Raw genomic sequence first — 13065 nt, 5'->3', positions numbered from 1 at the left:
TTAAGCTTCAGACTTATTCTCCCAATGTCAGCAATATGTCTTCTTCGTTGACAAAACTTCCGGCTTCCACATGGATTTTCTCGACTTTGCCTCCGGATTCCGCCTCAATCGGAATTTCCATTTTCATGGACTCGATTGTCACTACCGCCTGCCCGGCTGTTACTGCGTCGCCTTCTGCCACTAATACATTCAATACCGTCCCTGCCATTGATGCTTTAAGTTCTGTCATAGTCTTTTTTCCTCCTTTGTTTTATCCATCCATCCCGGCAATACCGATGTTGCATAGTCTCCGGATACGAATTCCTGTGATTCAATAAACTCTTTAAATAACGGAATGTTCGTTTTTACTCCGGTAATTGCGGCATGACCGAAAAATTTTTGTGACTTTGCCAGAGCCTCCACCCGGTCGCCGCCTTTAATGATGATTTTTGAAATCATCGGGTCATAGAATGGCGTCACGCTATTCCCTTCTTCATATCCCGATTCGATTCGGGCCTCTTTCCCCCACTCGATCTTCTCCAGCACTCCCGGCGATGGAAAAAATGTTTTCGGGTCTTCGGCATAAATACGGTATTCAATGGCGTGGCCTTTAGCCTGGATGGTTTCTTGTCCAGGCAAAGCTTCGCCTGCTGCCACTTTCAGCTGCCATTCCACCAAATCCAGTCCTGTTACTTCTTCCGTCACAGGATGCTCGACTTGAAGGCGCGTATTCATCTCCAAAAAGTAAAAATCGTTGTTCCCATCGACAATAAATTCCACCGTGCCAGCATTGGTGTAATTGACAGCTTTGGCTGCCTGCACAGCTGCGGCGCATAAGCGCTCCCTGGAATCCTGCGGCAAGTGCGGCGACGGCGATTCTTCGATCACTTTCTGGTTGCGCCGCTGCACAGAGCAATTGCGCTCGAACAAGTGGACGATATTGCCATGGTGGTCGCCAAAAATTTGGACTTCAATATGCCGTGCATCCGGGATGAACTTTTCCAAAAAGACGACATCATCCCCGAAATACGCTTTCGCACGGTTTTTGACTCCTTCAAACTGCTGACTGAGCGCTTGCTCATTTTCACAGCGGACCATGCCTATTCCGCCGCCGCCGCTGCTCGCTTTCAACATAACGGGATAACCGAGGCCTTCAGCTGCTTCTGCCGCCTCTTCGAGAGTCCTTGTGCCTTCTTCGGTCCCTGGAACAACCGGCACGCCCGCTTTGATCATGGTTTTGCGCGATTCAATCTTATCGCCCATTTTTTCGATAATCCCGCTTTCAGGACCGATAAACACCATTCCCGCTTCTTTCACTTTGCGGGCAAATCGGGCATTTTCTGATAATAGGCCATAGCCCGGATGAATCGCTTCTGCATTGCGTTTTTTCGCTTCTTCGATGATTTTGTCCATTTGCAAGTATGACTGTACGACTGGATTAGGCCCGATCAATACAGCTTCAGTCGCTTCACTGACATAAGGCAGATCCCCATCAGCCTCGGAGTGTATCGCAACCGTATCGATTCCTAGGCGATTACACGTACGGATAATGCGCCGTGCAATTTCGCCGCGGTTCGCAATCAGGATTTTTTTCATATAAGAAATACCCCCTGTGATTTTCTCCCCCTTCTAGCATATACGACTTTTGTAAGCGATTTCAACTATTGTTCAAACTTTTTTGCAATTAGCTGTATCGCTCTTTTAGTTCCAAATTCTTTATCCTATAAAAAAAGGATGAAGAGTTTACTCTTCATCCTTTCAGGCTGTCGAGAAACTCTCGGTAGCCTGTAAAAACCACGACTGAGAAGTTGTGGCTTTTTATCAATTCTTGTTTTTGTTCAAAAAAGATTCAACTGCTTCATGATGGGCATCTTCCGCCCATAATTCGGCGCACTTCCGAACTTCAGCATCCACTCTTCCTTTTAAATCGGTTTCCTGCCATTTGCGTAAAGCAATTGATTTATAAGCTCGGTGCACTTCTGGACGGATATTGTTCATTGAAGCAAAAAAATTATGTATATCTTCTTCTTTATAGACTACTTTCGTTGCCCAGCCATTCTCCTCAAGTTCATCGGAAGTATACACGCGTGCTTCTGTCAGCATGCGAAGCGCTTTGTCGTGCGGCAAAGCCTCGAACAAGTAGGTTCCTCCGCCCCATCCGCTTGTAATGGCAAGTGTCCCTTGAATAAATCCACACTTAGCATGCGCTGTAACAAGCCGATAATCGCAGGCTGTGGCAATTTCGCAGCCACCTCCGACCGCGGCACCGTTCAAAATTGCAATGACTGGAACATGCAAAGTTTTGATGCGGTACAGCACGTCACTCATTCTTTTCAGCATCGGATAAGCTTCCGCTTCCGTTTTCAACTCATGGAAAACGGAAAGGTCGCCGCCCGAGCAAAAAGCTTTTGTTCCAGAAGCGGTTATCACGACATAGCGGATATCTCCCTCTTCCGCTTTTTGAACCAGTTCTTCGAATCCAGCCATTACTTCATCGTTTATGGCGTTTCGAATATCGGGGCGATCGATGGTAAAAGTTAAGATTTGCTCGGATATTTCTATTTTATAGGACACCCAACCACTCCTTTTGGATAGAGAAAAAGGCTATCGAGAGCCATGGCCTCTCAATAGCCTTTAGAAGCAAATACTGTTTTATTTGCTTACTACTTCTTTCCCTTTGTATGATCCGCATGCTTTGCAGACGCGGTGAGCCAATTTCGATTCGCCACAGCTTGGGCAAGTTACCATGCCCGGCACTGACAATTTGAAATGTGTACGGCGTTTTCTTTTAACGGTTTTGGACGTTCTTCTAGCTGGTACAGCCATTGGTGACACCTCCTTACAATGATTCTATTCATCTGACTGATCAAAATACTTGGCTAAATCAGCAAGTCTTGGATCCGGTTTTTTTTGTGCTTCTTCTTTCTCGGCTTCCACTTGTTCGTCTGTTAAATATGACCAGTCAGTACCGCCTTTGATAACGGCTTGATCGGCGTCCTCTTTGTACACTTGCATCGGAATTTCAAGCAAAATAAGTTCTTCCAGCACCGGCTGCAAATCAATTGTTTCAGCCTCTACAAAATGAACATTATCATCCTTGCTCCCTTTGTCTTTTTCAGACCAAGAGAAGATTTCAACCGAGTCAATGTCAATAGGGAACTCAACATCTTCCCAAGTTCGTGCGCAAGGCAATATGAGCATGCCTTCAAGATGAATATTGCACGTGATTTGTTGCGAACCAATCGTACAGTGTCCTGTGACGTGCATTGGTGAAACATCCCGAATATCGCTATTCCGTTTTTTCACCGCATCCAACCGGACAGTTTCGTCAATTGGCATTCCGTCTTTGCGATGCTTTTGAAGCTGTTGAATCGCCATTTTCATAAGTAATCACCTCAAGACAACAAAGTTGATTATATAATGTACGGAAAAAGATGTCAAGATAAAATCTTGTCAGACGATTCCCGGCAACTATATACTTAAAGATAAGTTTAGCAAAGGAGAGGTTCAATTGAAAGCTACAGGCATTATTGTCGAATACAATCCATTCCACAACGGCCATCTCCATCATGCGGAATCGTCAAAAGAAAAAGCGGGGGCAGATGTGCTTGTGGCGGTAATGAGCGGCCAATTTTTGCAGCGTGGAGAACCGGCTTTTGCCGACAAATGGACCCGGACGGAAATGGCGCTAAGAGCCGGCATCGACCTGGTCATTGAACTGCCTTATGCTTATGCCACAGCCCAAGCTTCCGATTTCGCAAAAGGCGGCATTGCGCTGCTGGATGCAATCGGCTGTGAATCTTTTTGCTTTGGCAGCGAGCAGGGGGAAATCGAGCCGTTTCTTCGCTCTCATAGGCTTCTGGACAACCGAAGAGAAGATTATGAGCGCCTTATCCACGAAACCATTCAAACAGGTGTCAGCTATCCTATGGCGCTAAATAAAGCCTACACGGAACTTACCGGCAGTTCGAACGGCTTTGCAGATTTGACACAGCCCAACAATATTCTCGGTTTTCATTATTTGGAGGCTGCCAGAAAGCTGAATTCTCCTATCAAACCATTGACCATACAGCGGATCGGCGCCAATTATCATGATCCGATCCACAGTGGAACAGAGATTGCCAGCGCCACCGGGATACGGAAAGCCTTTTTTGGGAATTCATCCATTGAAGAACTTTCTGCCTTCATGCCTGAAACATCCATCCTCGCTTTGAAAAACTTTCAAAAAGAAGTGGGTTCTTTCGGAAGCTGGGACCGCTTTTATCCGCTCCTCCGCTATACTATTTTAAGGGAACGGCCCGAAGGCATCCATAGGTTTGCGGAAGTGACGGAAGGAATCGAAAACTTGATTTATGAAGCTGCAAAAAAAGAAGAAGCATTCGAAAAATTCATCGGCCGCGTCAAATCCAAACGCTTTACCCGGACACGCGTGCAGAGGATGCTGACACATATCTATACCGGCTTTACCTGGGAAAAGCTGCACTCTTTTGAATCCCCAGGTTATTTGCGGCTTCTTGGCATGTCGGCAACAGGCAGAAGCTATTTGAATCAACAAAAAAAGAATATCGGGCTTCCCATTATCAGCCGAGCAGCAAGCTTGGATGATTCCATGGGAAAACTCGATATTCATGCCACCAGCATGTACCTCCTCGGCCTTGGCCAGACGGCTTTGAAAAAGGAGTATACGACGCCGCCGCTTTATTTTGGCTGAAGCCCATCCAAATATTCCAAGGCGTCTTGGAGCGTTTTTACCGGCACGACTTCCATGTCCGTGCCGATTTTTTCTGCCGTTTCTTTTGCCAGTGCATAGTTGCTTTCCACACCTTCGTGCACTTCATCATCGGGTGCAAAGAAAATCTCGATTCCATCATTATCGGCGGCAATGACTTTCTGGTCGATGCCGCCGATCCTGCCGACGGCCCCGTCACTTTCCATCGTGCCGGTTCCTGCCACGTTATAGCCTTTGGTGATATCTTCATCGAGCAGCTGGTTCAGGATTTCAAGAGTGAACATCAATCCCGCAGAAGGTCCGCCGATCTGATCGGAATTGATTTTCACCTCAGGGTCGGTCGTGATTTTTTTATCTTCAACAAATGAAATACCGAGTCCGACACGCTCCGGTTCTGTCGGCAAAGGCGCCAGTTCTATCGTCTCTGTAATCTCCCGGTCTTCCCGTTCAAAGGCCACCTCGACCCCATCGCCTTCCTTTTTGCCGGATATATAGCCAACAAACTCTTCCATGGTTTCAAAGGCATGGCCGTCAATCGACAATACCCGGTCTCCCGGAGCAAGAATTTTGTCGGCCGCGCCCCCTTGAATGACATTCAACACAAAAACGCCATTGCTGCTCATTTCATGCGGCAGATCCGCTTCTTCAAAAGCCACTTGCAATGCGTTGATTTGAGAATCCGACATCAATTTCAATTGGCGGACGTTGTACTCGTCATCGCTTTCATGGGGGCTCCGCACTTGTTCTGGCTGCAATATTTTATAGCCGTCTTGGAATTTAGAATAGAGATATAATGTAGGAGTTGCCGTCATCATGGACACCGTCATTAAACTCAAACTTCCTTGGTCGTCTTCATCTCCGCCTTCCACTTCTACTAGTGGCGAGAGTTCATAGGCACCGCCTGGTTTTGAGATGTAGAGGTCCAATCGATAAGTGGAGAGAAAAACAGACAAGGCCAAAACTACAACCAGAAAGACCGCTTTTTTGTTTTTCATCCAATTCGCCTCTTTTCCTTTTCAGCACAATAACAAAAAGCCACGATGCCGTGACTTATTGGAATTTCAACTTTAATGCGTTTTCTACCGCTTCCGGCACCAAACCGGAGATATTCCCTCTGTATTTAGCCACTTCTTTGACGATGCTGGAACTCAAAAAAGAGTAGTGGTTGTTCGATACCATGAACAAAGTTTCAATGTCTTCATTTAAAAACCGGTTCATCGACGTAATCTGCATTTCATATTCAAAATCGGACACCGCACGCAAGCCCCGGATGATGGCATTCGCTTTCACATTTACCGAATAATCGATCAGCAATCCTGAAAACGAATCCACTTCCACATTCGGTATATCGCTTGTCACTTCTGAGATAAGCGCTTTTCTTTCCTCCACGCTAAACAGCGGGTTTTTTGACGAATTGTTCATGACAACCACTTTCACTTCGTCAAAAATATTTGATGCTCTTTTGATGATGTCGAGATGACCCATTGTAATGGGATCAAAACTCCCTGGCACTACAGCAATTTTACTCAAATTCTGCTCCCTCTTCCCCGCGATAGCGGTAAATTGAAATGATGGTGCTGCCATATGATTCCTTTTTAAAACGTTCATAAAAGCGTGTACTATCTTTTAATTCCACTTCTTTCGCATGCTCACAAACCACTATGGAATCCTCAGTCATGATGCCGAGCTCCGCTGCCTTATCCATCAAATCATATGCTTTTTCCATATGATACGGCGGATCAAGAAACAAAAGCCTGGCCTGCACTTCTTTTTTCTTTAGGACTTTCAAAGCCCGATCAGCGTCTGCGCAATAGACTTCAGCCTGATCCTTCAATCGTGTTTTTTCCAAATTCAACCGAATGGTCTCAATCGCTTTTCGGTCTTTGTCCGTAAAAATCACCCGGTCAATTCCCCGGCTTATCGCTTCGATGCCGAGGCCTCCGCTGCCTGCGAACAAATCCAACGCGTTGCCCCCATCAAAAAAAGGGCCGATCATGTTGAATACCGATTCTTTCACTTTGTCTGTTGTGGGCCTTGTCGTCATGCCCGGGACTGCTTTCAACTGCAGCCCTTTTGCTGTTCCTGCTACAACCCGCAATTTTATCGCCTCTTATTTACTATTTTCTTATGAAAAAAATCCTCATATGCTAAAATAAAACATGGAAAGGACGTGTACATAATGATACAGCGTTTTATTGAACTAGGAGAAGGTTACGGAGACATTTACGAACTCCGGGAGCTCATCTCGACAAATTCACACCGTTTCCTCCATGGCTTCGTATTTGTCTCGAAAGATCCAAAAGGCAATTCCGTGCTTTCGATAGCCGCGGCATTCAAGCCGACGGATGAAGGCAATTTCATGCCGATTTACTTGTGCCGAGAAGGAATTCCAGAAAACTCCAAACGATTGGAGATATTTGAACAAGCGGTCAAAGAGCTTGGCCATCAGCCGATCAAAATGGAAGTAAAACATTCCTCTGTCTATACGGAGAAACAATTTTTCTTTAGCCACTTAATTGCGATTCTGCGCTTGAATCACTTTATTCCGCCTATGCAATAATCACAAACCAATTTTATAATCGTATTCTTTCGCTTTGTCCGGCTTGGCATTCTCATATTCAGTTTTCAGGAATGGGCGTTGGGATTCCAGAATCTGTTTGACATACGGCAACTTTATAAGTTTTTCTTTCGTGTTCTCGATAACTTCCTGGTCCATGTAAAGAACGACGTACTTTAACTTTCTTGAAATAAAGTGTACGTGTCCGTATTTGCGCAGCGACTTCGCTTGCTTCAAATGATGCACGTAGACGATAAGGCCTTGGCGATCACGCATATCTATCCCTCTTTTCTTAGTTTCTAGAATACCATAGGAGAGAAAAATGCCGCAACCTGGGAAAACAGCAGCCAGCACGGCACCCTGTTCCCAGTAATTTTAGTGCAGCTTGTAATTTGCGCTTTCTTGGGCCTTGCTATGGATGCACCTTCAATTTTTTCAAGGGGGAAAATCTCTTGCTTTATCTCAATAATTTAAGCTAACAAAACAGAAGACAATTCGCTATAATGGCTTTAGTTCTATATTCAAGGAGGTACTCTATAGCATGGGCAAAAAAACAAAACTAGGGATTGCTGCGGTGGCCGTAAGTGCAGCTGCTTGGGCAGGCTCCAAGGCCCTTTCTACTCCGCAAATCCGGCCCGCAAAAAAGGTTTTAAGCTACGACTCTCCACTCATCCTGGCGCATCGCGGCGGACTGGCGATCGCTCCCGAGAATTCGATGGCCGCCTTCTCTAAATCCGCAGAGTTGGGTGTGCAAGGTTTTGAAATCGATATTCGATTGACAAGCGACGAAGAAATCCTCGTGTTCCACGATGAATATATCGACCGGACTACTGACGGCGCTGGCCGAGTAGCCGATATGTCGCTCAGCAAGCTACGGACATTTGATCTTGGCTACCATTTTGCCGACGCTAAAGGAGAACGCTCTTTCCGCGGTATGGGAGAAAGAGTGGTGTTGTTGAAGGAGCTTCTTGAAGCGTTTCCCGAAATGTATGTCAATATTGATATAAAAGATTCTCCGGAGACATATGAAGGAAGCCTTATTCCTTCTAAACTTTGGCGGTTGATTGAAGCGTTGGGCGTTGAAGACCGTGTAGTTGTTACAAGTTTTTATGACGAACAAATCGATCGCTTCAATTTATATGCGCAAAATCGTGTAGCGATCGGGGCTGGCGAAAATGAAGTGAAAAAAGCGTTTGCCGCTTTTAACAGCCAGCTAGGCCATTTGTACAAACCTCGCGCCGATGTTTTTCAAATTCCCGTCAGGCATTCCGTATTCCGCCTGGATTCGCCCCGCTTCATTTCGTTCCTTGGCAATCTGAACGTGCCGGTCCATTATTGGACGGTGAACGAACCTGAACAAATGAAAGCATTAATCGCGGCTGGGGCGAAAGGCATCGTCACCGACCGGCCGGACCTGGCTGTCGCCGCTATCGATAAAACTGAAGACAAATAAAAAATGTGCAAGGAAATCCTTGCACATTTTTTTATATCTGAAACTAGGTTTGCCGCGCTCGTCGTGGCTCTATGGATGCCTGCACTTTTCTTATGCCGAGCAAGAGCAGCCGCCACCTGTCCCGCAGCTGCCTCCGCAAGAAGAATCTGATGCAAAAAACGGATTGCTGGACGGAATCTTGACAGCTTCAGAAACGGATCGGCCAATGATGAAGCTCACTTGGTCGATCAAATCCTGCAATTCATTTTCAGCAAGGCGCAGCGCTGCTATGTGTTCATTCAAATCCAGTTTCCGTTTATCGATGCGGATTTGCTTCATCACTTTTTGATAGTCCGGATGGTATTTCCCGAACCGCTGGACTTCTTCGTACCGCTCTTTCAGCCTTGCAAAATCATGGATTTGATTTGCGAGGTCCTTATTATTGTAAACGGTGCTATAAGCTTCTTGGTACTGCTTAGCTTGCTCCGATTGGATGATCATTTCACTCAGCTCATCAGCAGAGTCAGTAATTAGGGACCATTCATAGGTCATAAACATATCGTTTTCCTCCTCTACGATATCCATCTTAGCAGAAAATTATTCATTTTAATACCATATAGAAAGGATTCACCCTATGAAACTACTAGCTGAAAAATTTCAGCATATCCTTAGCAATGGCTCTGAATAAGATTTAACTGTTTTATCTGATTTTATCGCTAACTTCGGAAAGAAACAACAAGGCGAATTTACTACTTATTAAAGTGCCGGCCTTGGCATGGAGCGTGTAACTTCAGGAGATGCCAGCACTCTCACCATTCCGAATAGCGCTCTGGGCACCTTAGCGAACAGCCTATGCCCTGTCGGTTTTGGTGCGGTCCCCACTAACTTGAACATCCACTATATGGCTGTGGCGGATGAACCAACAATCCTTGCAGAAGCCCGAATCATACGCCAAGGCAGGCATACGATGGCAATAGAAGGCAACATTGTACAACAGGACGGTAGACCTGTGGCGACTGCAGCCGGTTCTTTTTTATCATACCTAAACCAAGTTAAGATGCAAGTTACTGGCTTTTTGCGTCTGTCGGCTCTTGATGGAGGAAGATCTGGGTATAAAATTTACCGAAAACACCGACGCCGGTTTGATTGAAGCGATCAGACAATAGTGTGTCTCTGTGATCAGAAGAATTGCTCCAGCCATGAACGGTCTCTGCCGCGTCAAAATACTGGGTTGCAGTGTTTTCCCCTGCTTCCTTATAAACAACCTGGGCATCGGTCAGCCGCTTTTCCAAATTGGGCAGTTCAATCTCTTCAGAGGAAAACTGCTGTTTTGCAATCGCTTGGCTATGCGTCTTTGCAATCATAGTAGCAGCCCGGTTTTCCACCAATGGCTTCCTTTGTTTATGGAGCCGGTATACATTTGTCAAATCGATAACTTGCTTGGCATTCGCCTCGTCAATAGACTTTTGCAAACTCGATGAAGGGTTTACCTCAGGCAATAGGTCCCCAGAATACATCAAATCGTATGGACGATGCCTTATTAAAGTCTCCGCATCCGTAAATCTGACGGCCTGCAGAGTTTTAGTCTCTTCATCCAAATATAACTGGGCATAAACCCCATCAAAACTAACGAGCAATTGTTTGTTTATGTCTTCTGCCCGTAAACTGAAGGTGTAAATACTGGATCCGTACTTTACCGTCACTTCATTTTCTATAATAGTAAATCGGTATATCTGATCCAGTGACTGGCCGATTTGGAAAGGCGAAGCGTCTGTTGCTGTGCCGGCAGTATAAACTTGGATAATTTCGCCTTTTTTCACACCCGCCATAACGTATCGGGAATAAGAACTATTGTAAACCCACCATTCGTAGCCAAAGGCCGAAGGTTCTATCCGGTCCGGTTGTCCGTAATCGGCAATCCAAATTTTTGCCGGTTTTCCTATATAAGTAGAAATCCCTTCAGCTGGGCGCTCCACATCAAGGGATTTCTCTATAAGATCCTGAGCGGGCAAAGGATCTACAGTTTCTGGGGCCTCCAGAGTTTCGTTTTCACTGATCGGTGAGTCAAAATAGAAAAAGACCAAAAGAATAATCGATAGAAAAATCATTATGCGCAGCAAGTCTTTCAATCGATCAGCTCCTTAATTGGTGTCATTATATAATTATAACAGCCGTATGCATTCTGACACAATCTTGCCATTGCAACAACCGTAAAATTGCTCTATTATTAAAGGAGCATTTAGCCAGTTATGATATAGAGGAGGAGATCCGATGTATTTTGAAAATACAGGACTCGAAAACATTCGTGTAGACTTTACATTACTCGATCACATCATGAGCAAGCACGGTTTGACTAAGGAAGGTCAATGGGATTACGAACGGGTTACATACGACCGTAAATTCATTATTCGCGAAGGCACTTACTTTTTGCGCGTATTTGCATATGCCGTAGAAGGCGATATCGATTCAAACGATGCCATCCTTCATGTCATGAAGCCTGTTCTTGGCAAATACTACTACCCGCATGGCGTAGAGTATGGAGAAGATGAACATTTCCCGGAACACTTAGTTAAAACTTGCGCTGAAATTTTGAAAACAATCAAATCAGAAGTGCAAGCTTTTGAAGTAAAGGCATAAAAAAACTGCAGTTCAATTATGAACTGCAGTTTTTTTATTTCTATAAACCAAAAGAGAACCATAGAGGTTCTCTTTTTCAATTGCCTAATATCGCTTTGAAAACGGATGTTGTATGGCCGCCTTCATAAATTACATAAAGAAGCAAGTAAACCATTACACCGGTAATTGCGGTGAAAAACCATATGACGCTGGCAGGCGGCCCCAGTTTGCGGTGTCTGGCCATCTGATTTTTCAGTCCAAGCCAGATATTATAGCCTCCCAAAATCCCCCCTACAGTCGCAAGGATGATATGGAAAATCAAAAATACCGTATAGAAAATTTTGATATTGTCAGGCCCTCCGAATGCGGTATTTCCGACAAATACCGTCCGGGACGCATAAATAATGAAAAAGATCAATGCGGAAACCCCGGCTGCCAGCATGGCCTTCTTATGTGCCTCTATTTTGCGGCGGCGGATCAAGTTCCATCCAATTGCTACAAATATAGCGCTTAAAACGATAAAAAACGTACTGATTGTTGGTAATAGCGGCAAATTCATCTCATTAAATCCCCTTTAAATTCATTAAGCGTTATGTCTGTGATAAGCCATCGCTTCACGGTCACGCAAAGCCTTTGCAGTAATTTCATCTGCATTATCGTTCTCGTTGCGCAGCCATTCATAGAAAACAAGCCATAGAAATACAGTGAATACAAGTTCCTGCAATACTTTCATAACAATCCCGCCAGTCCGCTGATCTTCAAGTGGCGTCATGCTTGAAAACATTTCTGGACCGGATAATCCCAATTGCGATAGCGTCCCTGTCGGCACACATAATGCCATAGCCTGCAGCCATGCTTCGCCGTCAGTATAAGTAGCATAAAAAGGATTGCCGCCAAAAATGATCAACGCACATGCAGGTGTTAAAGTGACACTTAAACCAAAAAGATAGCCCAGCTTTTTCAATCCATGGAACTTATGTGTCCCTTCCAAGGTATTAACAATTGGCCACCAGTAAAACATCGCGGAAGTGAACAAAATGACGTTAACGATTCCATGGATGAGCGCTCCCTGTTTCACAAAATCAAAAATCAAGGGAATATGGTAAAAGGAAAATACCATGGAAAATAGAATAATCGCCATCATTGGTTTGCTGAAAAAATTGAAAATCGGCTTGATCACCGGCAATTCAATAAACGCTCTCCATGCCCATGCAGGAATTCCCATTATAAAGAGCGGCGGGATAAGCAATAGCAGAATTGCCATTTGAGCCATATGGAAACTGAAAAGAATATGGCCAAGCAAATCAGTCGGAGCACCTTTGACCGCATACAACAAAACCATGCCCGACACAAACAAGCCAGCCTCCTTCACTTTTAAGGGTTCACTTTTTTCGAACTTGCTTCTCCATTTTACTAATACTAAAAAATATAACATCGTAATTAGAACGAGAACTCCCAAATATACCGGACTCCACAATGCCTGGAACCCGAAGATGCTGATTGGCATGCTAACGTGCCTCCTTTTTCTTAGGTATCCTCATTATATAGTCGCAACCTTGCTATATCAATGAACGAACTATGACAATTGCTTAGAAAAGCGGAAACAGCCAACCAACACCGCCAAACGGAAGACTGTTTCCCGGAGCGGCTTACGGCCCAAGGGCCGGAAACTGCTGGTTCCATAAGAAAGGCATAGGAGCCGATTTTGCTGACAGACAAGCGGAATCGTTGTTTAACTCTTATTCCGCAAAA

At 45.0% G+C, this 13065-nt stretch carries 18 protein-coding genes; 5 read left to right on the top strand and 13 right to left on the bottom strand.

Going from position 1 to position 13065, the window contains the following annotated elements; genetic code table 11:
* Positions 1–13: 13 nt before the first annotated feature.
* The 5 genes from FQV30_RS06255 to FQV30_RS06235 all read right to left on the bottom strand — a co-directional run bounded on the left by FQV30_RS06255 (position 14) and on the right by FQV30_RS06235 (position 3363).
* Complete coding sequence (locus FQV30_RS06255; RefSeq protein WP_146499240.1) at positions 14–229, bottom strand: biotin/lipoyl-containing protein; 216 nt, start codon at positions 227–229, stop codon at positions 14–16.
* Positions 226–1575: an acetyl-CoA carboxylase biotin carboxylase subunit gene (locus tag FQV30_RS06250; RefSeq protein ID WP_146499239.1), complete on the bottom strand. Its 1350-nt coding sequence runs from the start codon at positions 1573–1575 to the stop codon at positions 226–228. Before FQV30_RS06250 ends, FQV30_RS06255 begins: the two co-directional genes overlap by 4 nt.
* A 225-nt stretch (positions 1576–1800) precedes the next feature.
* Positions 1801–2553, bottom strand: a complete 753-nt coding sequence (locus FQV30_RS06245; protein WP_146499238.1) for an enoyl-CoA hydratase/isomerase family protein — start codon at positions 2551–2553, stop codon at positions 1801–1803.
* Positions 2554–2631: 78 nt separating this feature from the next.
* Positions 2632–2805, bottom strand: coding sequence for a 50S ribosomal protein L32 (gene rpmF, locus FQV30_RS06240; protein ID WP_106534910.1), 174 nt, complete (start codon positions 2803–2805; stop codon positions 2632–2634).
* A 24-nt stretch (positions 2806–2829) separates the two neighbouring features.
* Positions 2830–3363: a YceD family protein gene (locus FQV30_RS06235; protein WP_146499237.1), complete on the bottom strand. Its 534-nt coding sequence runs from the start codon at positions 3361–3363 to the stop codon at positions 2830–2832.
* 127 nt (positions 3364–3490) lie between these two features.
* On the opposite strand from FQV30_RS06235, the gene FQV30_RS06230 reads away from it, so the two are divergent.
* Positions 3491–4690 carry a nucleotidyltransferase gene (locus FQV30_RS06230; RefSeq protein WP_146499236.1) on the top strand — a complete coding sequence of 400 codons (1200 nt, stop codon included), beginning with the start codon at positions 3491–3493 and terminating at the stop codon, positions 4688–4690.
* Here the strand turns inward: FQV30_RS06230 and FQV30_RS06225 are convergent.
* From FQV30_RS06225 to rsmD, 3 genes are read right to left on the bottom strand one after another with little or no spacing between them, the layout of a single operon-like run.
* Positions 4678–5703, bottom strand: coding sequence for a SepM family pheromone-processing serine protease (locus tag FQV30_RS06225; RefSeq protein WP_146499235.1), 1026 nt, complete (start codon positions 5701–5703; stop codon positions 4678–4680). The two genes, FQV30_RS06230 and FQV30_RS06225, sit on opposite strands and share 13 nt — an antisense overlap.
* 55 nt (positions 5704–5758) lie before the next feature.
* Positions 5759–6238 carry a pantetheine-phosphate adenylyltransferase gene (gene coaD, locus FQV30_RS06220; protein ID WP_146499234.1) on the bottom strand — a complete coding sequence of 160 codons (480 nt, stop codon included), beginning with the start codon at positions 6236–6238 and terminating at the stop codon, positions 5759–5761.
* Complete coding sequence (gene rsmD / locus FQV30_RS06215; protein WP_146499233.1) at positions 6231–6806, bottom strand: 16S rRNA (guanine(966)-N(2))-methyltransferase RsmD; 576 nt, start codon at positions 6804–6806, stop codon at positions 6231–6233. Before rsmD ends, coaD begins: the two co-directional genes overlap by 8 nt.
* Positions 6807–6887: 81 nt before the next feature.
* Between rsmD and FQV30_RS06210 the strand changes: the two genes are divergently transcribed.
* Positions 6888–7268 (top strand): DUF7147 family protein, encoded by a 381-nt coding sequence (locus tag FQV30_RS06210; RefSeq protein WP_146499232.1) that lies wholly within the window; start codon positions 6888–6890, stop codon positions 7266–7268.
* On the opposite strand, the gene FQV30_RS06205 is transcribed toward FQV30_RS06210, so the two are convergent.
* Positions 7269–7541: a YlbG family protein gene (locus tag FQV30_RS06205; RefSeq protein ID WP_146499231.1), complete on the bottom strand. Its 273-nt coding sequence runs from the start codon at positions 7539–7541 to the stop codon at positions 7269–7271. It lies immediately after the preceding gene.
* Between the two features lie 265 nt (positions 7542–7806).
* Between FQV30_RS06205 and FQV30_RS06200 the strand changes: the two genes are divergently transcribed.
* Positions 7807–8718: a glycerophosphodiester phosphodiesterase family protein gene (locus tag FQV30_RS06200; RefSeq protein ID WP_146499230.1), complete on the top strand. Its 912-nt coding sequence runs from the start codon at positions 7807–7809 to the stop codon at positions 8716–8718.
* 90 nt (positions 8719–8808) lie between these two features.
* On the opposite strand, the gene FQV30_RS06195 is transcribed toward FQV30_RS06200, so the two are convergent.
* Positions 8809–9255, bottom strand: coding sequence for a YlbF/YmcA family competence regulator (locus FQV30_RS06195; protein ID WP_146499229.1), 447 nt, complete (start codon positions 9253–9255; stop codon positions 8809–8811).
* Between the two features lie 217 nt (positions 9256–9472).
* On the opposite strand from FQV30_RS06195, the gene FQV30_RS06190 reads away from it, so the two are divergent.
* Positions 9473–9847, top strand: coding sequence for a PaaI family thioesterase (locus FQV30_RS06190; protein WP_255473330.1), 375 nt, complete (start codon positions 9473–9475; stop codon positions 9845–9847).
* Here the strand turns inward: FQV30_RS06190 and FQV30_RS06185 are convergent.
* On the bottom strand, positions 9762–10826 hold the full coding sequence (locus tag FQV30_RS06185; protein WP_146499228.1) for a CAP domain-containing protein: 1065 nt from the start codon (positions 10824–10826) through the stop codon (positions 9762–9764). The two genes, FQV30_RS06190 and FQV30_RS06185, sit on opposite strands and share 86 nt — an antisense overlap.
* 142 nt (positions 10827–10968) lie before the next feature.
* Here FQV30_RS06185 and FQV30_RS06180 point away from each other — a divergent pair, with 142 nt between their 5' ends.
* Positions 10969–11334 (top strand): YugN family protein, encoded by a 366-nt coding sequence (locus FQV30_RS06180; RefSeq protein ID WP_146499227.1) that lies wholly within the window; start codon positions 10969–10971, stop codon positions 11332–11334.
* 76 nt (positions 11335–11410) lie between these two features.
* On the opposite strand, the gene FQV30_RS06175 is transcribed toward FQV30_RS06180, so the two are convergent.
* Together FQV30_RS06175 and ctaG are read right to left on the bottom strand one after the other, a co-directional pair.
* Complete coding sequence (locus tag FQV30_RS06175; RefSeq protein WP_146499226.1) at positions 11411–11872, bottom strand: DUF420 domain-containing protein; 462 nt, start codon at positions 11870–11872, stop codon at positions 11411–11413.
* A gap of 24 nt (positions 11873–11896) precedes the next feature.
* Entirely contained in the window at positions 11897–12820 is a 924-nt protein-coding gene (gene ctaG, locus FQV30_RS06170) for a cytochrome c oxidase assembly factor CtaG (protein WP_146499225.1), read from the bottom strand.
* Positions 12821–13065 lie beyond the last annotated feature (245 nt).

The sequence above is a fragment of the Planomicrobium sp. CPCC 101110 genome, from assembly GCF_007859395.1.
Lineage (GTDB): Bacteria > Bacillota > Bacilli > Bacillales_A > Planococcaceae > Planococcus.
Note: the sequence above shows the minus strand (reverse complement) of the source record. Positions and strands in the feature narration are given on the sequence as shown.